Source organism: Pseudomonas sp. GXM4 (genome assembly GCF_008923895.1).
In the GTDB taxonomy this organism is placed as follows: Bacteria; Pseudomonadota; Gammaproteobacteria; order Pseudomonadales; family Pseudomonadaceae; genus Aquipseudomonas; species Aquipseudomonas atacamensis.
In genome coordinates, this window is sequence record NZ_WBRZ01000051.1 from 1 (window position 1) to 24,689 (window position 24,689).

The following is a 24,689-nucleotide window of genomic DNA, read 5'->3' on the forward strand; positions in this document are numbered from 1 at the left end:
AGATCAATCCGTCACTTCATACAGGCTCGTTTCAGAGACAAACTGTGCGCCTCCTTGGGTCAACACGTAATACGCATTTGCCCAATCAGTGTCATCAAAGTGAAACGCCAGGACTCTGAATTCCAAGGACTTGCCCAGATGCAACTCACTGAGTTGCAGACGAGACGACCAGAGCCCTGTTTCTGTATCGGAATAGATGTCGAGAATGTCCCCGACTTTTGCCTGAGAAATAGGAGGAACCACGAACGTAGCGCCATTCTTGATTTTTGCCCGGGAAATAACAGTCCCGACTGCTTCAGAAAAGAGGGGCGGCTCCAATTGGTCTTTTTTTAGTGTACGTTTCCCTTCTGTTTGAATATGCATCTTCCAACTCTCCTTGTACCTGGTATGGCCAGCGCTCGTCCGGCTGGCAGTTCAATGCACCTCGGTGCAACTCAAGTACAACGGCATTACAAAAGGTCGTCTACTGTCAGAAATTACAGGTAAAGAGCTTTTCCCGATGAACGGTCGATAACCAAACGCCGCCTTTGAGTGAAATTTCATCCTTGCAATTGGATTCTGCGGTTGTCTGACCAAGCGGAAACAACGCCAAACACAAAATTCCAGACTACTTTGTAGGATTCTGAGACATCCTCGCGTTTGGTGATCAGGGAGCTGGCACGTATGATGCTTCACAAACTTCCGCAGATTAGAAGCCTATGTCCCTGATAGTTCTACTGCTTCTGCCGTTCATCGGTAGCTGTCTGGCAGCGGTGCTGCCGCACAATGCGCGCAATGCCGAATCGCTGCTGGCGGGTCTGGTCGCTTTGATCGGCACCGTTCAGGTCGCGATGCTGTACCCGCAAATCGCCCACGGCGGCGTGATCCGCGAAGAATTCATGTGGTTGCCCAGCCTCGGGCTGAACTTCGTTCTGCGCATGGACGGCTTCGCCTGGCTGTTCTCGATGCTGGTGCTCGGCATCGGCACACTTGTCTCCTTATATGCCCGTTATTACATGTCGCCGGACGATCCGGTGCCGCGCTTTTTCGCATTTTTCCTGGCGTTCATGGGCGCCATGCTCGGGCTGGTGATCTCCGGCAACCTGATTCAGATCGTGTTCTTCTGGGAATTGACCAGCCTCTTTTCGTTTCTGCTGATCGGCTACTGGCACCACCGCGCCGATGCGCGGCGCGGGGCTTATATGGCGCTGATGGTCACCGGTGCCGGCGGGTTATGTCTGCTGGCGGGGGTCATGATTCTCGGCCATGTCGTCGGCAGCTATGACCTGGACAAGGTCCTGGCCGCCGGCGATCTGATTCGCGCACATGCCCTCTACCCTGTTCTCTTGCCACTCATCCTGATCGGCGCGCTGAGCAAAAGCGCGCAATTCCCGTTTCACTTCTGGCTGCCCCACGCGATGGCGGCACCGACGCCCGTCTCGGCCTATCTGCACTCGGCGACCATGGTCAAGGCCGGAGTTTTCCTTTTGGCACGTCTGTGGCCGTCGCTGTCCGGCAGTGAGGAATGGTTCTACATCGTCAGCGGAGCGGGCGCCTGTACGCTGTTGCTCGGCGCGTACTGCGCCATGTTCCAGAACGATCTCAAAGGTTTGCTGGCCTACTCGACCATCAGCCATCTCGGTCTGATCACTTTGCTCCTGGGCCTCAATAGTTCACTGGCCGCAGTGGCGGCGGTGTTTCACATTCTCAATCACGCGACGTTCAAAGCTTCGCTGTTCATGGCCGCCGGCATCATTGACCACGAAAGCGGTACCCGTGACATTCGCAAACTCAGCGGCCTGATCAAGCTGATTCCCTATACGGCAACACTGGCCATGGTCGCCAGCGCCGCAATGGCCGGCGTGCCGCTGCTCAACGGTTTCCTGTCGAAAGAAATGTTCTTCGCCGAAACCGTGTTCATTAACGCCACGGCGTGGGTCGAAACCACTCTGCCGATCGTCGCGACCATCGCCGGCATGTTCAGCGTGGCCTACTCCCTGCGTTTCACCGTCGACGTGTTCTTCGGCCCCGCCGCCACTGACCTGCCACACACGCCGCACGAGCCGCCACGCTGGATGCGCGCACCCGTCGAGTTGCTGGTATTCACCTGTCTGCTGGTGGGGATTTTCCCGGCGCAGATCGTCGGGCCACTGCTCGCCGCTGCAGCGCTGCCCGTAGTTGGCGGGGAGTTGCCGGAATACAGCCTGGCCATCTGGCACGGCTTGAACGCGCCGATGATCATGAGCCTGATCGCCATGTCCGGCGGCATCCTCCTCTATCTGCTGCTGCGCAAGCAGTTCAAGCTGGGCCGTTTCAAGTACCCGCCGCTGGTGGGCCGCTTCAACGGCAAGCGTTTGTTCGAGCGCAGTCTGGTCGTAATGATGCGCATCGCCCGGCGCGTCGAGCGGCGACTGGGCACCAAGCGCTTGCAGATGCAGCTGTTCCTGATGGTTTCGGCTGCGGTGCTTGCCGGTCTGATCCCGATGCTGCACAGCACGCTGACCTGGGGCGACCGGCCGAAAATTCCCGGCTCCATCGTCTTCGTGACCCTGTGGCTGCTGGCGATCGCCTGTGCGCTTGGCGCCGCTTGGCAGGCGAAATATCACCGTCTCGCCGCCCTGACGATGGTCAGCGTCTGTGGCTTGATGACTTGCGTGACCTTTGTCTGGTTCTCGGCGCCTGATCTGGCGCTGACACAACTGGCGGTCGAAGTGGTGACCACGGTGTTGATCCTGCTTGGCCTGCGCTGGTTGCCGCGACGCATCGAAGAAGTCTCACCACTGCCTAGCGGCCTGCGCAAGGCGCGTATTCGTCGTCTGCGCGACTTGCTGCTGTCGATTGCCGTCGGTGCGGGAATGGCGCTGTTGTCCTACGCCATGCTCACCCGGCAGACGCCGAACCATATTTCCTCTTTCTACCTCAGTCGCGCCCTGCCCGAAGGCGGCGGCAGCAACGTGGTCAACGTGATGCTAGTGGACTTCCGTGGTTTCGATACCCTCGGCGAAATCACCGTGCTGGCCGCCGTGGCGCTCACCGTGTTCGCCCTGCTGCGGCGCTTCCGCCCACCGAAGGAAAGCCTGCAATTGCCGGCCCAGCAACGCCTGCTCGCGCCCGACGTGGTCACCGATCTGGTCAATCCGCGTTCGGCCAGCGACACCGCGCTCGGTTTCATGATGGTCCCAGCGGTACTGGTACGACTGTTGCTGCCTGTCGCGCTGGTGGTGTCGTTTTATCTGTTCATGCGCGGGCACAATCAGCCGGGCGGCGGTTTTGTCGCCGGGCTGGTGATGTCGGTGGCCTTTATCCTGCAATACATGGTTGCCGGCACGCAGTGGGTCGAAGCACAAATGAGCCTGCGGCCATTGCGCTGGATGGGCACCGGGCTGCTGTTCGCCATTGCCACCGGTCTCGGTGCGCTAGTCGCCGGTTATCCGTTCCTGACCACTCACACCTGGCACATCAGCGTGCCGTTGCTCGGTGATATCCATATCGCCAGTGCGCTGTTCTTCGACGTCGGCGTGTACGCCGTGGTGGTCGGATCGACGTTGTTGATCCTCACCGCCCTCGCCCACCAATCGGTGCGCGGCCACAAGACGGCCTCGCTGCCCAAGTCCGTCGCCAGCAAAGGAGCCGTCTGATGGAAGAAGTCATCGCAATCGCCATCGGCATTCTTGCCGCGTCCGGGGTCTGGCTGATCCTGCGCCCGCGAACCTTTCAGGTGGTCATGGGCCTGTGTCTGTTGTCGTATGCCGTGAACCTGTTCATTTTCAGCATGGGCAGCCTGTTCATCGGCAAGGAACCGGTGATAAAGGACGGCGTCACCCAAGACTTGCTGCATTACACCGACCCGCTGCCCCAGGCGCTGGTACTGACGGCGATCGTCATCAGCTTCGCCATGACCGCACTGTTCCTCGTCGTATTGCTCGCCTCGCGCGGCTTGACCGGCACCGACCACGTCGACGGCCGGGAGCCTAAAGAATGATGGCGATGACTCACCTGATCGCCGCACCGATCCTGCTGCCGCTGCTGACGGCTGCGATCATGCTGATGCTGGGCGAAAAGCATCGGCCGCTGAAGGCGAAAATCAACCTGTTCTCCAGCCTCCTCGGCCTGTTCATTTCAGTGATGCTGCTGCAATGGACGCAGACCACCGGCGTACCCGGCTCCATCGGTGTATACCTGCCGGGCAACTGGCAGGCACCGTTCGGCATCGTTCTGGTGGTTGATCGCCTGTCGGCACTGATGCTGGTGCTGACCGGCATTATCGGCGTCAGCGCGTTGCTGTTTGCCATGGCCCGCTGGGACGGCGCCGGCTCAAGCTTTCACGCTCTGTTCCAGATCCAGCTGATGGGCCTGTATGGCGCGTTCCTGACCGCGGATCTGTTCAACCTGTTCGTGTTCTTCGAAGTGTTGCTCGCCGCGTCCTACGGCTTATTGCTGCACGGCTCAGGCCGAGCGCGGGTGTCGTCGGGGTTGCATTACATTTCGATCAACCTGCTGGCATCGTCACTGTTTTTGATCGGCGCTGCGTTGATCTACGGGGTGACCGGCACGCTGAACATGGCCGATCTGGCGATGAAGATCCCGCTGGTGCCGGAAGCCGACCGTGGCTTGCTGCACGCTGGGGCAGGGATTCTAGCGGTAGCGTTTCTGGCCAAGGCTGGCATGTGGCCGCTGAATTTCTGGCTGGTGCCGGCCTATTCCTCAGCCAGCGCGCCGGTGGCGGCGATGTTTGCGATCATGACCAAGGTCGGCGTCTACACCCTGCTGCGCTTGTGGACCCTGTTGTTTTCCGGTCAGGCCGGCGCCTCGGCATTCTTCGGCGGCGACTGGCTCATCTACGGCGGCATGGCGACCATGGCTTGCGCAGGGCTGGCGATTCTCGCCGCGCAACGCCTGGAGCGTATGGCCAGCCTGAGCATTCTGGTGTCGGCAGGCATCCTGCTCTCGGCGATCGGCTTCGCCCAGCCGAACCTGATTGGGGCTGCGCTGTTCTATCTGGTCAGCTCGACCCTGGCGCTGAGCGCATTGTTCATGCTCGCCGAACTGATCGAGCGCTCGCGCTCGGCCAACGAAATTCCGCTGGAAGACGAAAGCGAACTGCTGCCGCGTCCACAGGAATCCCTGCAACCGCCCAAGGGCATCAACCTCGACGACGAGCAGAAAGCCGTGGTCGGCCAAGTCATCCCCTGGACCATGGCCTTTCTCGGTTTGAGCTTCATTGCCTGCGCGCTGTTGATCATCGGCATGCCACCGCTGTCCGGATTCATCGGCAAGCTCAGCCTGATCGGGGCATTGCTCAACCCGTTGGGACTTGGCACTGCGGCGCCGCTGTCTCCCGGCGCATGGGGATTGCTGGCGTTGTTGATCCTGACCGGTCTGGCCTCGCTGATGGCCTTTTCGCGCCTCGGCATTCAGCGCTTCTGGACGCCGGAAGAGCGCCCGTCACCATTGCTGCGCAAACTCGAATGCGCGCCGATTTTTCTGCTGCTCGGGCTGAGCATTGCCCTTACGTTCAAGGCTGAACCGCTGCTGCGCTACACCCAGGCCACGGCCGATGCGCTGAACAATCCGCAGCAATATGTGTTCGCAGTTCTAGGCACTCGGGCGGTGCCGAGCCCGCAAGCCAGAGCCGACATGCTCGAGGTGCAGCCATGAATCGACTGTTCCCGGCTCCGTGGTTATCGCTGGCCCTGTGGATTCTGTGGCTGACCCTGAACCTGTCCGTCAGCCCGGGCAATCTGCTGCTCGGTGCCGCGCTGGGTTTCGCTGCGCCGCTGATGATGCGCAAATTGCGGCCGAAACGTGCGCGCATCCGCAATCCCATCGCCATCCTGCGTCTGTTCTTCCTGGTCGGCCGCGACGTGATCATGTCCAACCTGATCGTCGCCTGGGGCGTAGTCAACGCCGGACGCCGTCCGCCCAACTCATGCTTTATCAAGGTGCCTCTGGACTTGCGCGATGCCCATGGTCTGGCGGCACTGGCGATGATCTGCACCGTGGTGCCCGGTACCGTATGGTCGGAACTGGCGCTGGATCGCAGTGTGCTGTTGCTGCACGTCTGGGATCTGCACGACGAAGCGCAGTTCATCGAGCACTTCAAAAGCACTTACGAGCGACCGTTGATGGAGATTTTCGAATGAGCCCATTGCTGTCGAATGCGATTCTGCTGACGTTGTTTTTGTACTGCTTGGCAATGGCACTGACCCTGGTGCGCCTGTTCAAAGGCCCGTCAGCTCAGGATCGGGTACTGGCGCTGGATTACCTGTATATCGTCGCCATGCTGATGATGCTGACCCTGGGCATTCGTTACGCCAGTGATACCTACTTCGAAGCGGCGCTGCTGATTGCGCTGTTCGGCTTCGTCGGCTCCTTTGCCCTGGCGAAATTCCTGCTGCGTGGCGAGGTGATCGAATGAATGCCGAATTGTCTTTGTGGGTCGAGATTCCGGTGGCGGTGCTGCTGGTGCTCAGCGGCGTGTTTACCCTGCTGGGCGCAACAGGATTACTGCGCATGAAGGATTACTTCCAGCGTATGCACCCGCCAGCGCTGGCCTCGACACTCGGTGCCTGGTGTGTGGCACTGGCGTCGATCATCTGCTTTTCGGCATTGAAATCCGCACCAGTGGTGCATGCCTGGTTGATTCCGGTCCTGTTGGCGATCACCGTGCCGGTGACCACCCTGCTGCTGGCGCGGGCGGCGTTGTTCCGCAAGCGGATGGCCGGGGATGATGTGCCGGCTGAGGTGAGCAGTCGTCAGACTGAAAGTGGTAACTGATGATTTTGTGGCGCCTGTGATGGCGCCATCGCTACAGTAGGAACGCGCCCTCGATTGTGGGAGCGAGCCTGCTCGCGAAGAGGCCAGTCGGGGCGTCGCCAATTCCGGATCGGCTCAAACCCAAGCCACCGCCAACAGCCCCGCGCCCAGCAGCGCACACAACGGCGAATACACCCAGGTATCCAGCCGCGCAAATCGCGAATCCTTCACTTCCTTGAAGAACCCGACCAGATTCGAATCACCGATCGCCCGAGCGAACATCAGCAACGCGATCGCGCTGATCACCCATTGCAGTGCCTTGTGCTGCACCGCCGGCACGCCCCAACCGACCCGCATACAAACCAGCGCGGCAATTATCAGCAGCACAGCCGCCACTGCCAGCGTCAGCCAGCCTGAGGGCTTGAAGGCCGGGCGTACCGTGGCGACGAAGCCTGACACCGGCACCTGCGGCACCACCACCGCAGCCGCCCATTGCCCACCCAACGCCCAATACACATGCATAAGGCCGATTGCCGCGAACACAGTCACCAGCCATTGAGCCAACACAAAGGTCATGGTTGAAATCCTTCAAAGGGATTTGAACAAACCATCGTAGTCGGATTTTTTGGCCGTGCACGACCGGTCGGCGGTGCACTGCGTTGACCGCGTTATTTCAGATCAGCCGTCACCTTGTCGGCCACATCCTTGGGCAGCCACGCCTGCCACACATCCGGATGCGTCTTCATGAACGCGACCGCCGCCTCACGAGGCGCGGTGTGCTTGTCACTCATATCCGCCAATGCCTTGTTCAGCGGCTCGATGGGAAAATCGACCTTGCTGAAGAACTCGGCAATTTGCGGGTTCTGCTTTTGAAACGGCGTAGACACGCCAATCGACAGCTTCGATGCCAGCGAGCGGGTTGGTTTCGGATTGGGATTATCGGCGTCGGTCAGCGTCTTCCACGCCTCGGCATCGAACGGCGGCTCTTCCAGTTGCACCAGTTTGAATTTGCCAAGCAGTGGCGTCGGCGACCAGTAATAGAACAGCACTGGTTTGCCGCGACGGATCGAAGAGCTGATCTCGGCATCCAGCGCAGCGCCGGAACCGCTGCGGAAGTTGGTGTAGTCGTCCTGCAAGCCATACGCCGTGAGCTTCTGCTTGTTGACCACTTCCGAGGTCCAGCCGATCGGGCTGTTGAGGAAACGCCCTTTGCCCGGGCTTTCCGGGTCCTTGAACACGTCCTTGTATTTCTTCAGATCAGTGACACTGCGCAGATCCGGCGCCAACGGTTTGATGCCTTTGGCCGGGTCGCCCTTGATCACGTATTCTGGCACCCACCAGCCTTCAGTGGCGCCCTTTACCGTATCGCCCAGACCGACGACCTTGCCCTCGGCTTCGGCCTTGACCCAGACCGGACTGCGCCCGGCCCACTCCTCGCCAATCACCTGGATGTCATTGTTGGCCAGCGCGGTCTCAAGGGTAATCGTGGTACCCGGCAAGGTATCGGTCGGCAAGCCGTAGCCTTTCTCGACGATCACCCGCAGCACCTCGGTGATCAAGCTACCGCTTTCCCAGTTCAGGTCAGCAAAGTGGATCGGCGCCTGTGCCGCCTGCAGCGATTGCGCTGACGTCAGCAAACCAAAGGTGGCCACGCTGGCGGCCAGTAACCGTCGAAATCCGTTCATGCATCACACCTCGCGCTGTTCACAGCAATGGCAGTTGGCCTGACAGAAACGCAAGCCTCTGAATGACTCAGTCAACTGACTTTAGCCGAGGTTCCTGCTTTTTCCGGGGTCTACCGTGCGCGAGGTTACGTTTCAGACTTTTCCTGCAGGCTTTGCAGCTCACGTCTGACCATGCTGGCGTATGCCGCCGGTTGCAATGCGTAGAGCTGCGACGCCACCCAACTCAGCCAGGCACCTTGCAGTTCGGCCTTGCGGGCGAACAGGCGCTGCGCGTCTTCGCGTGCGCTGTCGAGATTTTGCGAATGGAAGTGCGCGCGGCTCACTCGCTGGCCTTGAAGGAAATCAGTTCACCTTTGCGCCATTTGGCAGCCTTGGCGGTGACAGCTTTCAAGGTTTTGGTCAGGCCTTCCTGCAATTGTTCATTGGCGGCGAACACCGTGACGACGCTATGACCTTCCTTGAACAGAATCGCGTGACCGTCGGCCGTACTGACAAATGCGTAGTCGCCCAAGCCGTAAACCGTGAGTTTGATGTCGCGAAAACGAATGTCCATCTTGCCGCCTTCACGGCTGGGCAGAACCGATGCAATGAAATGGTCGCCAACCTTGAGTTTGAGCCCCGGTTTGTCATCGACTACCAATGCACTTTCGGTATCGATTTCGGCGATGTAAATGCCTTCGGCGTTTTGCTCGGTGATGTAAACAAAACGTGATTGGAATTGCTTGACCAGCTTTGCACGCAAATCACCCAGCACGAACAAAGCATGCATATCGAGGTTACTGACTGCCAAAGAAACATCCCCACATTTGAAAAACCGTGCAGCGGAAAACACGCACGGCAAAAAACGGCAATGCCGATGAAAACTGCAAAATCACTCAAAAACCCGAAGCGAGCGAAGCGCTCTTGATCGCGAGGTTCGTAGACTACTGGATTGTCATTAGTGAAACCCGCTCTGAAGTCGGCAAACCTTGAAGGAAAAAGCCTCAAGTGTGACTGGAGCAAGATCTGACTACGAACTACAGGGAAATTTCTCACGAAAAAAAGCACTTTTCCGACATATCGCTGGCGAAAAATTGCTTTAGATAAGCCCGGTCGTCAACAGGTACTGGCGATTCTAGAGCAGCGATGCTCCTTACGACTACCCGCAACGGCCGTTAAATCCCGGCCGACTGATGAAAAGGACTTCATATGTGCACTTTGACTCATTTTGCCACGTCGGCCGACGCGCGAATCAACACACCTCTGACGATGAAGGTTGCCGACCTCGACAACCCTCCGACATCTTCTAACAATCATCGCCCCCCGCACTTTCAAGTGGTGCCGGCGGGTATTGCGTTCTTTCACATCAAGGAGATATCCACGGGACGTGTCAGAGGTTTCCGCGGCAATCACAACGAAGCCTGCGCCCTCGCCCGCTCGCTTGAATCAAAAATCGAACTCCGCGCCAGCGCCTGCCTCTGATAAGGGGAGTGAACGAACAAGCCGCACCGGCACCGACCCAGGAGTAGATGATGGAACTGCCAACCGAGCTTAACCTGACCACCCTTTTCGAACAGCTGGGCCTGCCCTCGGATGAGGCGTCGATCAATGACTTTGTCGAAGCCCATCCGCTGGACTCTGATACCAAACTCATCGAGGCCGATTTCTGGTCGGCTCAACAGGCGCAACTACTAAAAGAGTGGCTGCGTGCGGACGGCGAAGAAGCGGTAATTGTCGATGAGCTGAATGTGCGCCTGCATCGCGGTAAATAAGGGCGATCAGTGCAGGCTGTCGCCGGGCTCGATGTTCAATTGCTCGAGCCAGGCAGCCTTGCACTCCTCCGCTTCATCGCGACTGGCGAAGGCTGTGCCACGTCGCTCACCGTTGAGCAAAACTACCCAGCAAACACTGCGCCCCATCGCGCGTAAGCCGGCCGGAACACCGCTGCCGATCATCACTGCCACGTCTACCCTGCACTGCATGTGCCCTCCGAAATAATTAGCTACCTAACTAAGTCATCAGATTAATGCTTTCCGTCGAGAGGAAAAAGCAACCGCCGTGTACAGATTCATTGCGTCACCGGTAATAATCTCAGCGCGGATTCTCAGGTTTATAGCCCAGACGCAACCCGCCCCAGTGTCGGCCCTTGATCATGATCGGCACCGATAAATCATGCATCAGCTCACCCGTATCGCGCGTGTAAGTCTGCAACAGCACCGGTTGCTGATGGCTGCCGCAGCGGATACCGGTGCGATCAGTGAATTTGCGTTTGGTGCGGTTGTTCACCGTGTCGACCTGCACATCGCCGGTCAATGGCTGGCTGAATGCCTGGTTGTGCGTCGGTACATAACCCTGCTGCGTGCAGGCAATCGCAAAAACCAGTCCTTCATGACGCGCCAATAAAGGTTCTTGAATCGCCGGCAAGACCTGATCGGTGTATCGATCAAAGCGGGTTTGAAATTTGGCTGGTTCGGTGCCCGAAATCAGCTGGTAGCTGCGATCGAACAGGTCATCCAGGCTGATCCGCCCCTGCTCGACATCCGCCTCGAAGCGCGCCGCGATCTGGCTCGCACCTTCGCGCGCCAAGTCATAAATGCGCTGGTGATAGTCATCCAGGCCGACCCCGGCCAATCGCTCGCTGATGGTTTCCGCCTGTCCTTCCATCTGCACAGCGGCCTCGGCGAGGCGGCGGGTCTGCTGATCGCTGATCGCCAGATCGCTGCGCATTTGCTCGATGGCGATGAACAGCGCGTCAAGCTGCTCGCGATTGGTTTGCGCGCCACGGGCGATTTCGCTGACCTGGGTTTCCACTCCAGCGGCAAGTCGCGCGATGTTTTCCAGATGCTGACCGGTATGCTCGACCTGTTCGACGCCGGTGTGCAGATCGCTCGACAACTCGCGAATCTGCGCCACCACTTGCGCGGTGCGCTGCTGAATGTCTGCAACCATCTCACCGACCTCACCCGTGGCCGCCGCCGTACGCGCGGCCAGTCCGCGCACCTCGTCGGCGACCACAGCGAAACCGCGACCATGCTCACCGGCCCGGGCTGCTTCAATCGCAGCGTTCAACGCCAACAGGTTGGTCTGGCTGGCAATCGACTGGATCACCAGCGTCACCCGCTGAATGTCGTCGCTGCGCACACTCAGGGCCTCGATCAATTCGCGACTGGCATTGGCGCGCTGACTGAGTTGCTGCATGCGCGAAATCGAGTCGAGCAGTTCGCTGCGCCCCGCCGCGCTGCTGTGATGCGCTTGGCTGGCGGCATCCAGCGCGTCGCGACTGAGCTGTGAAGTCGCCTGTTCGGTGGCGATCATCACTTCGGCATTGCTGACGATCTGCGCTGCCGCGTCGAGTTGCGATTCAAGTTTGCTGGCGAGCGCTTTGACCGAAAACGCCACGCCGGCGGCAGACAGTGCGTTGTGACTGGTGGTGTAGGAGAGATCGCGAGTCAGTGCGGACAATGCGCTCGCACTATCGACCGGGACAGCAGCTGGAACGTTGCGCGAACGCAGGCGCGGCAGCCAGACAATCAGCACCGCCAGCGGCATGCCGAGGTAGAGCGACCACTCGGCCATAGCCATGCCGGCCAGCAACAGCATCAGGGCGATGCTTTGCAGGGTCGGCGCGATCCAGCGGTTTTTCGGCAAAAGCACTGGTGCAGGCAGCGCCGCAACCAGAGATCCATCTCTCGTCATCTTGATCACCCCACGTTTGTTCTCATTGTTGTGACTGCATTAAACGCCACTACAACGCCATTATCCATGGTCCGTTAGTCGTGGGGTCTGTGGCAGGTCAATGGAACAACGGGGGAAATAGCGCAGACGAGCAAAAACAAAGATCGCAGCCTCCCGCAACTCCATGTAGAAGCTGCCGAAGGCTGCGATCTCTTGCAGGCGCCCCCCTATTCAGGGGCCGCCATGGAATCAGGCCTGACGCTGGTGCTTGTCGATCTGCTCGTGACGCTCTTGAGCTTCGATGCAGTACTTGGTGGTCGGGCTGATCAGCAGGCGCTTCAGGCCGATGGCCTCGCCGCTGTCGTCGCACCAGCCAAAGCTGTCGTCCTTGATGCGCTCAAGGGCTTGTTCCAGTTGCGGCAGCATGCGCTGGTCGCGATCGATCGCGTTGACCAGCCAAGTGCGCTCTTCTTCAACCGAAGCCGCGTCCGCCGGGTCAGCCGGGGTGTCCAGGCTTTCGATGGCGATACGATTTTGCTCAATGCGCTCGTGGGTTTCGACTTTCATGTTCTGCAACAGCTCAGTGAAGAAAGCGTGTTGCTCTGCATTCATGTAGTCATCTGCCGGCATAGCCAGCAACTTGTCCTTTGTCATTGATATCTCTATAAAAAAACGTGCATTAAGGCGAATAAGGGAGCGTTTCGGCGAACCGTGACGGCCGTCGAAAAGGCATCGTTTTATTGCAAACGCCACCCGGCACTCAATTTACGAGGGGCGGCAGTCTAAGGCCCGATCAAGACCTCAGCAACTGTAAATACAGGGAATTTGTCCGACAGGACCTGGAAACTGCTCTGACACAGGCTTCACACGGCCATCGGAGTGCGTTTATAGCAAGAAATTCAGTCCAGCGGCTGTATATAGAAGACAAACGGCTAACCATCCCGCCAGCGACAGCCGAGATTATTCTCGCAAGGTGCATCGTTTCAGCCCGGCAGAGCTTACGCAGCCCTTCTATTATCAGGCCCACCGCGTGCTCAACTCGCCTGAAGGATGCTGCCCATGCCCCGCCCCGCTCTGCCGGCCACAGACGAAATTTCCTTCGCCAGCCCGCCGGTCAACGCCGAGCGCCTGCTGCAAATGATCAGCGAAGAGTACGACGCCCTGCCGCGCCAGCTCAAACGCGTGGCCAGCTACATCAGCCAGCAGAGCGAGCGAATCATGGTCGACCGCATCAGCGACATCGCTCGTGAATGCGAGGTGCATCCGTCCGCCATCGTGCGTTTTTCGCAGCGCTTCGGGTTCAGCGGCTTCAGCGAGATGCAGGCGCTGTTCCGCCAGGCCTGGACGCACAAAACCACACCAGCGCAAAACTATCAGCAACGCATCCGTAGCCTGATCGCCAACAACTCGCAGACCGCCAACAGCGGCGACCTTGTCCGCGAGTGTATCGACGCAACGCTCTCGGGCATCGAACGTTTGGGCCGCGAACTGGATGGGGCTGCGTTCGACAAAGCTGTCGATCTCATCGTCAATGCCGACGACATCTATGTGGTCGGGGTCCGCCGCTCGTTCGCCGTCGCCGATTATCTGGTTTACAACCTGCAGCACACGCAGAAGCGCATTCATCTCGTCTCCGGCTTCGGCGGCAGCTATCGCGAGCAAATGCGCAGCGTGCGCGCCAACGATCTGGTCATCGCCATCAGTTTTGTACCCTACGCGAAGGAAACCCAACACTGCCTGCGCTTCGCCCGGCAGCAAGACGCCAATGCCCTGATCATCACCGACAGCCCTCTTTCGCCACTGGCGAAACTTGCCAATAGCGTGTTGCTGGTCAATGAAGGCAGTGCGCTGGCCTTTCGTTCGCTCAGTGCAACGCTGTGTTTGTGCCAGGCGCTGTTTGTGGCAGTGGCGTATCGGCTGGGCTTGAACGTCGATGAAATTCACGAGCAGGCTGGATTCGACGACTGACAATTGCCTCTCGCTCGGCTAGGTTATGCGTTCCCACCGGTTCGACTTGAAGGAACGCGTCATGAAACTGATCGGCATGCTCGACTCCCCTTACGTGCGCCGCGTAGCAATCTCCGCCAAATGCCTGGGGATCGACCTCGAACACGAGTCGGTCTCGGTGTTCCGCCACTTCGAACGATTCCAGCAGATCAACCCGGTGGTCAAAGCGCCCACGCTGATCCTCGACGACGGCGTGGTCCTGATGGACTCGACCCTCATCCTCGACTACCTCGAAGCCAGTTCCGGCAAGAGCCTGCTGCCCAGCGATCTCAAACAACGCGCCCACGCCCTGCGTCTGATCGGCCTCAGCCTCGCCGCTTGCGAAAAAGCCGTGCAGCTGTATTACGAACGCAACTTGCGCCCGGCCGACATTCAGTATCAACCTTGGGTTGAACGCGTTGAAGGCCAACTCGCCGCCGCGTTTACCGCCCTGGAAAAAGAACTTGAGCACAGTGACTTGCCGGTCGACGGCTCCCTCGCCCAGACCGGCATAAGCCTCGCGGTTGCCTGGAGCTTCACCAACCTCGTCGTGCCCGATCAGGTCGACGCAACACGCTTTCCGCGTATCGCCGAATACACCGCCTACGCAGAAGGCACCGACGCGTTCATCAGCACACCGATGACCTGACCATGAGCACCACCGACACCGCCGCCCCGGCGTTAAAGGAAATCTTCAACGCCGAGCGCTTGCAGCACATCGCTGACGAAATGAGCGCGGTGTACCCGGCATTCAAGGCCAAGGCGTTTCTCAAACACGCCCAGGACGGACTCGCTGAATTATCAGTGATGCAACGCATGGCCCGCGTCGCCGAAAGCCTGCACGCCGTGTTGCCGCTGGACTACGAAGATTCCCTCGAAGTGCTGTTCGAACTCGCGCCGCGTCTGAACAGCGGTTTCGTCAGCATGTGCCTGCCGCACTACGTCGCGAGCTATGGCGGGCACGCCTTCGATACCTCCATGGATGCCCTGAAATACTTCACCACTTTCGGCTCCTCCGAATTCGCCATCCGTTACTTTCTGCGCAGCGACCTCGAGCGCTCGCTGGAACGAATGCATGACTGGACCCGCGAAGAAAACCATCACGTCCGCCGACTAGCCAGCGAAGGCAGCCGCCCTCGCCTGCCGTGGTCCTTTCGGTTGGAAGCGGTGCAAGCTGATCCGCTGCTGGCCGCCGGGATACTGGATCGGTTGAAGGCGGATGAGAGCTTGTACGTGCGCAAGTCCGTGGCGAATCATTTGAATGATGTGACGAAAGTGCATCAGGAGTGGGTGTTGGACACGATTGAAGGTTGGTCGCTGGATAACAAGCACACCGCCTGGATTGCCAAGCATGCGCTGCGCAGCTTGATCAAACAGGGCAACGTGCGCGCGCTGACGGTGATTGGCGCAGGGGCGAAGGCTGAGGTTGAGTTGTTGGATGTGCGGGTCGAGCCGGCGGTGGTGAGGTTGGGGGAAGCGATTACTTTGTCGTTTACGGTGAAGTCCATGGTGGCGCACGAGCAAAGGCTGGTGATTGATTATGCGATTGAGTATGTGAAGGCGAATGGCGGGGTTTCGAGGAAGGTTTTCAAGTTGAAGACTCTGGGATTAGCGGGTTTCGGGACTGAAGTAGTGCGACGGAATCAAGTCATCAAGGATTTTACGACGCGCAAGCATTTTGCCGGGCGACATGGGGTGCAGGTGATGGTTAATGGGGAGGTGTTGGGGAGTGCGGCGTTTGAGGTTTTGATTTGAGGCGTGAGTTGTTTATTCACCAAAACAGCCGGTAGCGGATCAGTGCACTGGCAGCCGTGCATCGATATTGAGCGCGGCGGCACAGTGGACGACTAACGGCTTCAGCGCTTACCAACTTCCGTATGGAATGCCGAATTTCTCGATATAGCGCTTGGACTTTTCGCTGACGGGATAGGCGTAGCGTCCTTGGTTCTTACCTTGGCTAGGTCCTAGCGGTTCGATCTCCGCCTGTGCTCTCGCGACTTTTACAGGATGGTGGCATGAGTCTCTGACCCAAACCTGCACAACGCCGCCAGGCGCCAGGCCCAGATAGACCGATGAAATATAGGTACTTCGCCGCTCTGGTGTTTTCGCGCAGCGCTGCGCGACCGAAGTCCGCATCATTTGCCTGGCTTCTTCGGGTATATCTACCCAAGCCCGATAAGTTTGAGGCTCTACGATGGACTGCCAGCGAACAAAAATTCTTTTTGGGAGATCAGCGCCGACCACGGCTTTTGCGGACGCGCCCACTCCGTCCCAACCACGGGCCGATTCGGTGCCGTCTTCAGGTTGCCCGCCCGATGCCGATCCACCACCGGTACGCAGAAATGTTTTTCCCTTTATATCTTCCACAGCAGTGTCTTCAACCCAGACCTTCATGTAGTTGGGTTCGGTGAAACCGAGTTCCCACCAAGGGGATTTAGGGTCGTTTTTTGCTGACAGCGGGTCGGCATTACAACCAGCCACAAAAAGCGTACACAGCAGTACTGTAAATAACTTCATTACCAAAGCGTCCAGTCCGGTACGTGTGGGTGCTTTACTCGGATTGCATCTTCCGTGGGGGCGTTGATGTAAACAGCTCTGATGCCACTCCCATTTCTCCTGCCAAGCGGATGGTTCCAGTTGGCGGACGTGTGAATGTACTTGAGTTTGAGTATTTGCTCCTCCTCTGGCGTGGTGCTGTAGTCGCCGGAGACAAAACGATCACACATGGGCTTGAGTTCTTCAGGAACGGCGAAGTCTGGCGTCTCGGGAATGTCTTCGAAGAGAACGCCTTTGGCTCTGGCGAGTTGATGCATCACGCGCAGGCTCACTCTCGACAGTAATCCACTCACCGGACGCTTGAGTTGGACGGCCGCATAGACTCGCTTGACTCGAGGACTAAGTCGATCCTGAGGGCTGACCGGTAGCAGTAATGGCGGTGGCGTAACGATTTCGAGATTTTCGAGCGGCCAACCCTTGGCTAGCCACTGATTTCTCACATTGATCGCATCCTGGTAGATCGATGTGGTAGCGACGTCAGTATACGTACCGACCTCTAGCGTCTGCATTGGGCTAACGAGAACACACTCTTCAGCGTCCTCAAGGTAACCTCCACCCACATCGGAATGCACACCCGGCAAGACGATTTCCGGATGATCCATCGCTACTCGATTGAGAGCAAAGTTAGCCCTGCATTCATCCCGCGCAGCCAACTGCACAACGTCGGTGAAATAACGTCGGTCGAGATAGAGTTTGACCCCCGTTGCGACGGCGCTTTTTATGTTGCCCAGATTGGACCATCCAGCAATCGACGGTACCGTGTCGAACAGCCCAATGAAGCCCACGTTGATGTCGCTGTGATACTGATCAACAAAGGTCGAACTGAGGGCATCGGACATACTGCGGAGAATGTCGCCTAAAGGCCCTTGTTTGCCACGCACTATCTCGTTGGCGAAATGTCTGGCGGCTGCGGCACCGCGACTGAAGCCAAACGTGTCGAAAGTCAACGAAGCAATTTCACTACCGGGATTTTTGTCCAATACTTCAGTGATACGCTGCTCGATCACCGCGAAACAGGATTGGACTCGCCCTGCAACGCCGGTTTCACCACGTCCTGTACCGGCGCCGAATTTACTGTCTTCTTCACCTGAACGGGTACCTGTACCTTCGACGTAGACCATACCGAAAGCTCTCTTTCGTGGCCCTTCTCCCTCAGCGAGTCGTGTTGCTCCATACAGTTCGCTCAGCTTCTTCACATTGCTGACATCGTTACCATAACTACTATCCGGATCACCCATATAAGGCTGGCAACTGGCGGGAATATCTTCAGGCGCAATCGGATGCTGAGCGCCACACAACAACCCCGCAGCAGAGTTGTTCGCATTGTTGCCCGTGCCATCAAAGAACACCCCGATCCTCAACGCAATCCCGATTTTCTCAGGTTCGCGCGCGGGCTGTTTCCCATGCTTCTCATACTCCGCCCAATGCTGGGCGTGTATGTCAACGGGTTTGGCTTCTTCGTAGCGATAGTTTTTCGGCGGGTTTGGAACGTAGCCACTCAATCCTTGATTCCTTCTGATCCTTGAAGAACGGCCAGAAGGGTGACAGCCGGGAGGGAGCGGTGCAAGCCGTGGCGGTGTGCCAGCCATGGAGCGTCAGTGCGAGCAGGCTCACTCCCAAAAAGGAATGAGCCTGGCTGGGGATGGCGGGTCAAATCGACCGCTGATTCACCCGCGCCATCAACTGTTCAGCACTTTCCTTGCGCTCGGAATAGCGGTCCACCAGGTGCGCCTGCTGCCCACGCAGCAGCACGGTGAACTTGACCAGTTCTTCCATCACATCCACCACACGGTCGTAGAACGGCGAAGGTTTCATTCGCCCTGCTTCGTCGAACTCCATATAGGCCTTCGGCACCGAGGATTGGTTGGGGATGGTGAACATGCGCATCCAGCGGCCGAGGACGCGTAGTTGATTGACCACGTTGAACGACTGCGAGCCGCCGCAGACTTGCATCACCGCCAGGGTTTTGCCTTGGGTCGGGCGCACAGCGCCGAGTTCCAGCGGGATCCAGTCGATCTGCGCTTTGAACACGGCGGACATCGCGCCGTGGCGTTCCGGCGAGCACCAGACCTGGCCTTCCGACCACAACACCAGATCGCGCAATTCCTGCACCTTGGGATGGTCGACCGGGACGTCGTCGGGCAATGGCAAACCGGATGGGTTGAAGATCCGCGTTTCGGCGCCGAAGTGTTCGAGCAGGCGCGCGGCCTCCTCGACCAGCAAGCGGCTGAACGAGCGCTCGCGGGTCGAGCCGTAGAGCAAGAGGATGCGCGGTTTGTGTTCGCCGACATTCGATGGCTTAACAGCGTCGATCAGGCTTGCGTCGAGGTTGGGCAAATGATTTGTCATGAAGCCTCCTTACAGCGTGCCGATGCGGTCGAGTTCGGCTTTCAGTTGCTCGCGACTGAGCGAGTGAAACGGCAGATCGAGGAAGGCTTGGCAGCGTTCACCGATGCGCATCAGAGTGGCTTGGAATGCCGCGTCGATTGCCGCTTCGTCGCCCTGCACTTCGGACGGATCTTCCAGTCCCCAGTGCGTTTTCAGTGCCGGACCGAAATACACCGGACAGGTTTCGCCGGCGGCTTTGTCGCAGACAGTGATGACGATATCCGGCGGGTTGTTTGCGAAGGCATCGTTGCCTTTGCTGTGCAACCCGTCGATGGCGATGCCGTGCTTTTGCAACGTCGACAGGCTGCGCGGCAGAACCTGGCCTTTGGGAAAACTGCCGGCACTCACCGCTTGGAAACCAGCGGGAGCCAGGTGGTTGAACATGGCTTCGGAAAGAATGCTGCGGCAGCTATTGGCCGTGCACATGAACAGGACTCGCATTGATGCGCTCCGTAGATAGTGGAAGATTCAGCAGCAGGCGCGTTCGCGCACGGGACGGCCATCCATGTTTTGCAGGCGCGCGGCGTTGTCCTTGAGCCAATCGGCATTGGCCTTGGATGTCAGCTGAAGGATTTCGCCAATCCATGCCGGCAGTTCCGGATTGAGGCGGTAATACACCCACTGGCCCTGACGGCGGTCGAGCAGCAAACCATTACCGCGCAGTTGCGCGAGGTGGCGGCTGATTTTCGGCTGGCTGTCGTCGAGCGCACACATCAACTCGCAAACGCAGAGTTCACCTTGCTCGGCGATGAGCAGGATGGCGCGGACGCGGGTTTCATCGGCGAGGCTTTTGAAGACTTCGGTGGGGGTGATCATGGTGATCGGCTCGCCATATGCGGGAAATCGAATATACGGATATCCATATATTTATCAACCCGTGAAAGCAGCCACGGTGAATAAACGTGTGGGAGCGAGCCTGCTCGCGAAGGCGGTGTGTCCGTCAGCATCGATGTTGTTGAAAGATTGCCTTCGCGAGCAGGCTCGCTCCCACAGGGGGACGGGGTGCATAAGGCTAACCGCGCAACAGGCCCTGCTCGGCCTCACACAATCCCACCACATAATCCCAGACCACCCGCAACCGCACGGATTTGTGCAGCTCCCGGCGGGTGCTGATCCAGTAGCTGCGCTCGATGCTTTCATCCGGCAACAGCGCCACCAGATTCGGGTCGGAAGCGGCCATGTAACACGGCAGCACGGCGATGCCCAATCCCGAGCGCGCCGCTTCCTGTTGGGCGATGACGCTGGTGCTGTGAAACACCACGCGCGGGCTGCGGCAGAAGCTGTTGAGGAACATCAGTTCCTGACTGAACAGCAGGTCGTCAACGTAACCGATCCACGCATGCCGGCCCAGGTCTTCACGACTGTGCAGCGGCGGTGCCTTGTCGAGGTAGGTCTGGCTGGCGTACAGCGCGAGTCGATAGTCAGTGAGCTTGCGCGTGACCAGCATGTCGGCGGATGGCCGTTCGAGGTGGATGCTGATCTCCGCTTCGCGGTTGAGGATGCTGACGAAGCGCGGCACGGCGACCAGTTCCACTTCCAGCCCCGGATAACGCTCGAACAAGCCAATCATGCGACTGGCGAGAAACTTGATGCCAAGGCCTTCGGTGACGCCGACACGGATCTTGCCCAGCGGCGCGGTGGACTGGGTGATTTCTTCCTGCGCCAGCAGCGCGACGTTTTCCATCGCTTCGGCGTGCTTGAGCAAGGCCTCTCCCGCCGGGGTCATTTCATAGCCCTGGGCGTGCTGGACGAACAGCGCCGTGCCGAGGCTTTTCTCGATCGATTCAATATGCCGCGCCACTGTCGCGTGGGTGGTGTTGAGCCGGCGCGCGGCGGTGAGCAGGCGGCCGCTGCGTTGCAGCTCGAGAAAAAAGCGCAGGTCGTTCCAGTCGAACATGGCGGGTCCTTGTCGGCTATCGTCGTTGTACGCTGTTTGAAAACGCACAGCGGCTGCGCAAAAACTAACATTCTTTTAACGAAAGCTAACAACTAGAGTGTCCGACAATAAAAACAAAAAGCGAGGTCAGGGCATGCAGACGTCCCTGGATGAATTCGACTACATCGTGGTCGGCGCCGGCCCCGCCGGTTGCTTGCTGGCCAACCGGCTCTCTGCGGATCCCCAGCAACGGGTGTTGCTGCTCGAAGCCGGCGGACGCGACAACTACGCCTGGATTCATATTCCTGTGGGTTACCTGTTCTGCATCGGTAACCCGCGCACTGATTGGTGCTTCAAAACCGAACAACAACCCGGCCTCAATGGCCGCGCGCTGAGTTATCCGCGCGGCAAGGTGCTGGGCGGCTGTTCGTCGATCAACGGCATGATCTACATGCGCGGCCAGGCCGGCGACTATGACGGCTGGGCGGCAGCGGGCAATCCGGGCTGGGCCTGGAAAGACGTGCTGCCGCTGTTCAAACAGAGCGAAAATCACTTTGCCGGCGGCGCTGAATTTCATGGTGATCAGGGTGAATGGCGAGTCGAACAGCAGCGCCTGTCGTGGCCGATTCTGGATGCCTTTCGCAGCGCTGCCGAGCAAAGCGGCATCGCCAGCATCAATGACTTCAACCAGGGCGACAACGAGGGCTGCGGCTACTTTCAGGTCAACCAGAAAGCCGGGGTGCGCTGGAACGCGGCCAAGGCCTTTTTGAAACCGCTGCGCAGCCGGGCGAACCTGACCGTGCTGACCGGCGTCGAGGTTGATCGTGTGTTGCTGGAGGACGGCCGCGCGGCGAAAGTCAGCGCGCAGCATGAAGGCCAGACCAGACAGTTCAAGGCGCGCAAGGAGATTGTTTTGTGCGCCGGCTCGGTCGGCTCGCCGAGCATTCTGCAGCGCTCCGGCATCGGTCCGCGGCCGCTGCTCGAACGCTTAGGCATCGGCGTGATTCATGAGCTGCCGGGCGTCGGCGGCAATCTGCAGGATCACCTGCAACTGCGCCTGATCTACAAGCTGGAAAACGCCCGCACCCTGAACCAGATCGCCGGCAGCGTGTGGGGCAAGATGGGCATGGGCCTGCGTTATCTGTACGACCGCAGCGGGCCGCTGTCGATGGCGCCGAGTCAGTTGGGCGCATTCGCCCGCTCCGGTCCCGAGCAAACTTCGGCGAACCTGCAATATCACGTGCAACCGCTGTCGCTGGAGCGCTTTGGCGAGCCGCTGCACAGCTTCCCGGCGTTCACCGCCTCGGTGTGCGACCTGCGCCCGCAGAGCCGTGGGCGCATCGAGATTCGCTCCGCCGATCCGCAAGCGGCGCCGCTGATTCAGCCCAATTACCTCAGCCATCCAGAAGATCTGCGCGTCGCCGCCGATGCGATTCGCCTGACCCGGCGCATCGCCAGCGCCCCTGCCCTGCAAGCGTTCAAACCGGTCGAATACCTGCCCGGCGACAGCTTGCAAAGCGAAGAACAATTGCATGAAGCGGCGGCGAAAATCGGCACGACGATTTTCCATCCGGTCGGCACCTGCCGCATGGGCAACGACGGTGACGCGGTGGTCGATGCGCAATTGCGCGTGCATGGCGTGCCGGGTCTGCGCGTTGCCGATGCGTCGATCATGCCAAGAATTACCTCGGGCAATACCTGTTCGCCTACGCTGATGATTGCCGAGAAGGCGGCACAACTGATTTTGTCCAGATCTGCAGATATCTCCCCTGTGGGAGCGAGCCTGCTCGCGAATGCGGTAGCTCACTCAGCCTAGAAGTTGACTGACAAAAAGCTTTCGCGAGCAGGCTCGCTCCCACAGGAATCATCACCAGACTCAGGCATCGCGCATTACCGGACACGCAACACCAGTGGAACAACAAAAACAATCACTGTGAGGGATACCGATATGTCAGAACACGTTCAGCCGCTGGACGCTGCGGGCAGCGCCGAGACCAGCAACGCCACGCAGAAAGTCATCTTCGCTTCATCACTCGGGACGGTGTTCGAGTGGTATGACTTCTTCCTCTACGGCGCCCTCGCGGCGGTGATCAGCAAGCAGTTTTTTGCCGGGGTCAACGACACCACGGCATTCATCTTTGCGCTCATGGCGTTCGCCGCCGGCTTCATCGTTCGGCCGTTCGGTGCGCTGGTATTCGGCCGTCTGGGTGACATGATCGGACGCAAATACACCTTTCTGGCGACGATCATTCTGATGGGCGTGGCGACGTTCTGCGTCGGCCTGCTGCCGACCTACGCCAGCATCGGCATCGCCGCGCCGATCATTCTGGTGGTGCTGCGCATGCTTCAGGGCCTGGCGCTCGGTGGCGAATACGGTGGTGCGGCGACCTACGTGGCCGAGCACGCGCCCATCGGCAAACGCGGCTTCCACACCAGTTGGATTCAATCCACCGCGACCCTCGGCTTGCTGCTCTCTCTGCTGGTAGTGCTCGGTTGCCGCTACTTCACCGGCGACCAGTTTGAAGTCTGGGGCTGGCGCATTCCGTTCCTGCTGTCGATCGTCCTGCTGGGCATCTCCACCTGGATTCGCCTGAGCCTGCACGAGTCGCCGGCCTATCTGAAAATGAAGGAAGAAGGCAAAACCTCGAAGGCACCGATCCGCGAATCCTTCGGCAAATGGGAAAACCTCAAAGTCGTGCTGATCGCCCTGTTCAGCATCAACGCCGGGCAAGCGGTGACCTTTTACGCTGCGCAGTTCTATGTGCTGTTCTTCCTCACCCAGTTCCTGAAAATGGACCCGGCGGTGGCCAACAGTCTGCTGATCATCAGCGTGGTGATCGGCGCGCCGTTCTTTATCTTTTTCGGCTGGCTCTCGGACAAGGTCGGACGCAAACCGGTGCTGATGCTCGGCCTGCTGCTGGCCACCGCGCTGTACTTCCCGATCTTCAAATCCCTGGCCCATTACGCCAACCCGGCAATCGATCAGGCCAGCCGTCAGGCGCCGATCACTGTCCTCGCCGACCCCGCCACTTGCACCTTCCAGTTCGATCCGGTGGGCAAGGCCAAATTCGATAGTCCGTGCGACAAGGTCAAAACCTTCCTGGTCAAACAAGGCCTGCCATACTCCAGCGTTGCTGCGCCTGCGGGCAGCGCCGTGCAAGTAAGTGTCGGCGACGTGAAGCTGGATGGTTTCGATGAGGCGGCACTGCGCGGCGCGATCACCCTCGCCGGCTACCCGCAACAAGCCGATATGCAGCAGATCAACAAACCGATGATCGTCGCCCTGATCGTCGCCCTGATCATCATCTCGGCCATGTGCTACGGCCCGCTGGCCGCGTTGATGGTCGAACTGTTCCCGACGCGCATTCGCTACACCTCGATGTCGCTGCCCTACCACATCGGCAACGGCTGGTTTGGCGGCTTCCTGCCCACCGTGTCATTTGCGCTGGTGGTGTACACCGGGGATATTTTCTATGGGCTGTGGTATCCGGTGCTGATCACCGGGGTGAGCCTGGTGGTGGGGATGATCTGTCTGCGTGAGACGAAGAATATCGATCTGGACAAGAACTGAAAAACCCGCTGACACCATGGCGAGGGAAGCGATTCTCTCGCCATTTTTTTGCTCAGGCGTCCGCCTTGATCACTTCGAATTTCACCTGGTCCGGATAAAACGCCACGTAGTCGCGGATCGGTGCGACGGAGACCTTCGGGTTTTCGTACGTCCACACAGCGTTGGCAACCTCATGTCCGGGCACTTGCAGGCTGAAATAGTTGGCGTCGCCCTTGTACGGGCAATAGCTGGTGTGGTC

28 protein-coding genes and 1 pseudogene are annotated in these 24,689 nt (G+C 59.0%); 13 read left to right on the forward strand and 16 right to left on the reverse strand.

Annotated features, from left to right (window positions below):
- Positions 1-3: 3 nt before the first annotated feature.
- Positions 4-363 carry a hypothetical protein gene (locus tag F8N49_RS09685; RefSeq protein ID WP_071172753.1) on the reverse strand — a complete coding sequence of 120 codons (360 nt, stop codon included), beginning with the start codon at positions 361-363 and terminating at the stop codon, positions 4-6.
- A gap of 335 nt (positions 364-698) precedes the next feature.
- Between F8N49_RS09685 and F8N49_RS09690 the strand changes: the two genes are divergently transcribed.
- Genes F8N49_RS09690 through F8N49_RS09715 form a run of 6 tightly spaced genes read left to right on the forward strand, consistent with a single transcriptional unit; the run spans position 699 to position 6,756 of the window.
- Complete coding sequence (locus tag F8N49_RS09690) at positions 699-3,617, forward strand: monovalent cation/H+ antiporter subunit A (RefSeq protein WP_151551248.1); 2,919 nt, start codon at positions 699-701, stop codon at positions 3,615-3,617.
- Entirely contained in the window at positions 3,617-3,961 is a 345-nt protein-coding gene (locus F8N49_RS09695) for a Na+/H+ antiporter subunit C (protein ID WP_016775082.1), read from the forward strand. The genes F8N49_RS09690 and F8N49_RS09695 overlap by 1 nt, the downstream gene beginning before the upstream one ends.
- Positions 3,958-5,637: a monovalent cation/H+ antiporter subunit D gene (locus F8N49_RS09700; protein ID WP_151551252.1), complete on the forward strand. Its 1,680-nt coding sequence runs from the start codon at positions 3,958-3,960 to the stop codon at positions 5,635-5,637. The genes F8N49_RS09695 and F8N49_RS09700 overlap by 4 nt, the downstream gene beginning before the upstream one ends.
- A complete protein-coding gene (locus F8N49_RS09705; RefSeq protein WP_071172756.1) occupies positions 5,634-6,122 on the forward strand; it encodes a Na+/H+ antiporter subunit E in 489 nt (162 codons plus the stop codon). The genes F8N49_RS09700 and F8N49_RS09705 overlap by 4 nt, the downstream gene beginning before the upstream one ends.
- Positions 6,119-6,397 (forward strand): K+/H+ antiporter subunit F, encoded by a 279-nt coding sequence (locus tag F8N49_RS09710; RefSeq protein WP_071172757.1) that lies wholly within the window; start codon positions 6,119-6,121, stop codon positions 6,395-6,397. Before F8N49_RS09705 ends, F8N49_RS09710 begins: the two co-directional genes overlap by 4 nt.
- The gene (locus tag F8N49_RS09715) at positions 6,394-6,756 is read left to right on the forward strand and encodes a Na+/H+ antiporter subunit G (protein WP_071172758.1); all 363 of its coding nucleotides are present in this window, start codon (positions 6,394-6,396) and stop codon (positions 6,754-6,756) included. Before F8N49_RS09710 ends, F8N49_RS09715 begins: the two co-directional genes overlap by 4 nt.
- A 114-nt stretch (positions 6,757-6,870) precedes the next feature.
- Here F8N49_RS09715 and F8N49_RS09720 read toward each other — a convergent pair whose 3' ends face one another.
- The 4 genes from F8N49_RS09720 to F8N49_RS09735 all read right to left on the reverse strand — a co-directional run bounded on the left by F8N49_RS09720 (position 6,871) and on the right by F8N49_RS09735 (position 9,189).
- Positions 6,871-7,311 carry a DUF3995 domain-containing protein gene (locus tag F8N49_RS09720; protein ID WP_016775087.1) on the reverse strand — a complete coding sequence of 147 codons (441 nt, stop codon included), beginning with the start codon at positions 7,309-7,311 and terminating at the stop codon, positions 6,871-6,873.
- 92 nt (positions 7,312-7,403) lie between these two features.
- The gene (locus F8N49_RS09725; protein WP_024013250.1) at positions 7,404-8,420 is read right to left on the reverse strand and encodes an ABC transporter substrate-binding protein; all 1,017 of its coding nucleotides are present in this window, start codon (positions 8,418-8,420) and stop codon (positions 7,404-7,406) included.
- Positions 8,421-8,545: 125 nt separating this feature from the next.
- Positions 8,546-8,743 carry a hypothetical protein gene (locus tag F8N49_RS09730; protein ID WP_016775089.1) on the reverse strand — a complete coding sequence of 66 codons (198 nt, stop codon included), beginning with the start codon at positions 8,741-8,743 and terminating at the stop codon, positions 8,546-8,548.
- Positions 8,740-9,189, reverse strand: coding sequence for a hypothetical protein (locus F8N49_RS09735; protein WP_024013252.1), 450 nt, complete (start codon positions 9,187-9,189; stop codon positions 8,740-8,742). The genes F8N49_RS09730 and F8N49_RS09735 overlap by 4 nt, the downstream gene beginning before the upstream one ends.
- 479 nt (positions 9,190-9,668) lie before the next feature.
- On the opposite strand from F8N49_RS09735, the gene F8N49_RS09740 reads away from it, so the two are divergent.
- A complete protein-coding gene (locus F8N49_RS09740) occupies positions 9,669-9,881 on the forward strand; it encodes a hypothetical protein (RefSeq protein ID WP_241089655.1) in 213 nt (70 codons plus the stop codon).
- A gap of 50 nt (positions 9,882-9,931) precedes the next feature.
- A complete protein-coding gene (locus F8N49_RS09745) occupies positions 9,932-10,171 on the forward strand; it encodes a DUF2789 family protein (RefSeq protein WP_041480818.1) in 240 nt (79 codons plus the stop codon).
- Positions 10,172-10,177: 6 nt separating this feature from the next.
- Here the strand turns inward: F8N49_RS09745 and F8N49_RS09750 are convergent, their stop codons facing one another.
- The 3 genes from F8N49_RS09750 to F8N49_RS09760 all read right to left on the reverse strand — a co-directional run bounded on the left by F8N49_RS09750 (position 10,178) and on the right by F8N49_RS09760 (position 12,728).
- Positions 10,178-10,381: a hypothetical protein gene (locus F8N49_RS09750; protein ID WP_016775093.1), complete on the reverse strand. Its 204-nt coding sequence runs from the start codon at positions 10,379-10,381 to the stop codon at positions 10,178-10,180.
- Between the two features lie 109 nt (positions 10,382-10,490).
- The gene (locus F8N49_RS09755) at positions 10,491-12,095 is read right to left on the reverse strand and encodes a methyl-accepting chemotaxis protein (RefSeq protein WP_071172777.1); all 1,605 of its coding nucleotides are present in this window, start codon (positions 12,093-12,095) and stop codon (positions 10,491-10,493) included.
- A gap of 228 nt (positions 12,096-12,323) precedes the next feature.
- On the reverse strand, positions 12,324-12,728 hold the full coding sequence (locus F8N49_RS09760; RefSeq protein ID WP_016775095.1) for a TraR/DksA family transcriptional regulator: 405 nt from the start codon (positions 12,726-12,728) through the stop codon (positions 12,324-12,326).
- 405 nt (positions 12,729-13,133) lie between these two features.
- Between F8N49_RS09760 and F8N49_RS09765 the strand changes: the two genes are divergently transcribed.
- The 3 genes from F8N49_RS09765 (at position 13,134) to F8N49_RS09775 (ending at position 15,815) form a co-directional block, all read left to right on the forward strand.
- On the forward strand, positions 13,134-14,042 hold the full coding sequence (locus F8N49_RS09765) for a MurR/RpiR family transcriptional regulator (RefSeq protein WP_122747740.1): 909 nt from the start codon (positions 13,134-13,136) through the stop codon (positions 14,040-14,042).
- Positions 14,043-14,103: 61 nt separating this feature from the next.
- Positions 14,104-14,709 carry a glutathione S-transferase gene (locus F8N49_RS09770; RefSeq protein WP_122747741.1) on the forward strand — a complete coding sequence of 202 codons (606 nt, stop codon included), beginning with the start codon at positions 14,104-14,106 and terminating at the stop codon, positions 14,707-14,709.
- A 2-nt stretch (positions 14,710-14,711) separates the two neighbouring features.
- Complete coding sequence (locus tag F8N49_RS09775) at positions 14,712-15,815, forward strand: DNA alkylation repair protein (protein ID WP_130929383.1); 1,104 nt, start codon at positions 14,712-14,714, stop codon at positions 15,813-15,815.
- 108 nt (positions 15,816-15,923) lie between these two features.
- Here F8N49_RS09775 and F8N49_RS09780 read toward each other — a convergent pair whose 3' ends face one another.
- The 6 genes from F8N49_RS09780 to F8N49_RS09805 form a co-directional block, all read right to left on the reverse strand.
- Complete coding sequence (locus F8N49_RS09780; protein WP_073471173.1) at positions 15,924-16,577, reverse strand: DUF2931 family protein; 654 nt, start codon at positions 16,575-16,577, stop codon at positions 15,924-15,926.
- A complete protein-coding gene (locus F8N49_RS09785) occupies positions 16,577-18,118 on the reverse strand; it encodes a DUF2235 domain-containing protein (RefSeq protein ID WP_151551255.1) in 1,542 nt (513 codons plus the stop codon). Before F8N49_RS09785 ends, F8N49_RS09780 begins: the two co-directional genes overlap by 1 nt.
- Before the next feature lie 148 nt (positions 18,119-18,266).
- Entirely contained in the window at positions 18,267-18,965 is a 699-nt protein-coding gene (arsH, locus tag F8N49_RS09790) for an arsenical resistance protein ArsH (RefSeq protein ID WP_125918553.1), read from the reverse strand.
- Positions 18,966-18,974: 9 nt separating this feature from the next.
- The gene (locus F8N49_RS09795) at positions 18,975-19,445 is read right to left on the reverse strand and encodes an arsenate reductase ArsC (RefSeq protein WP_073471176.1); all 471 of its coding nucleotides are present in this window, start codon (positions 19,443-19,445) and stop codon (positions 18,975-18,977) included.
- A gap of 27 nt (positions 19,446-19,472) precedes the next feature.
- Positions 19,473-19,820 carry a metalloregulator ArsR/SmtB family transcription factor gene (locus F8N49_RS09800; RefSeq protein ID WP_122703937.1) on the reverse strand — a complete coding sequence of 116 codons (348 nt, stop codon included), beginning with the start codon at positions 19,818-19,820 and terminating at the stop codon, positions 19,473-19,475.
- A 196-nt stretch (positions 19,821-20,016) separates the two neighbouring features.
- Positions 20,017-20,901, reverse strand: coding sequence for a LysR family transcriptional regulator (locus F8N49_RS09805; RefSeq protein ID WP_122703935.1), 885 nt, complete (start codon positions 20,899-20,901; stop codon positions 20,017-20,019).
- A 133-nt stretch (positions 20,902-21,034) separates the two neighbouring features.
- Here F8N49_RS09805 and F8N49_RS09810 point away from each other — a divergent pair, with 133 nt between their 5' ends.
- Positions 21,035-22,696, forward strand: coding sequence for a GMC family oxidoreductase (locus F8N49_RS09810; protein WP_151551258.1), 1,662 nt, complete (start codon positions 21,035-21,037; stop codon positions 22,694-22,696).
- Here F8N49_RS09810 and F8N49_RS28270 read toward each other — a convergent pair.
- Positions 22,650-22,748 (reverse strand): annotated as a pseudogene (locus tag F8N49_RS28270) (metal ABC transporter ATP-binding protein); the annotation flags it as partial. The gene F8N49_RS09810 and the pseudogene F8N49_RS28270 sit on opposite strands and share 47 nt — an antisense overlap.
- Before the next feature lie 80 nt (positions 22,749-22,828).
- Between F8N49_RS28270 and F8N49_RS09820 the strand changes: the two are divergent.
- Positions 22,829-24,451, forward strand: coding sequence for an MFS transporter (locus F8N49_RS09820; protein ID WP_024013261.1), 1,623 nt, complete (start codon positions 22,829-22,831; stop codon positions 24,449-24,451).
- 52 nt (positions 24,452-24,503) lie between these two features.
- Here F8N49_RS09820 and F8N49_RS09825 read toward each other — a convergent pair.
- A partial coding sequence (locus tag F8N49_RS09825; protein WP_151551261.1) for a DUF427 domain-containing protein occupies positions 24,504-24,689 on the reverse strand: 186 nt, incomplete at its 5' end.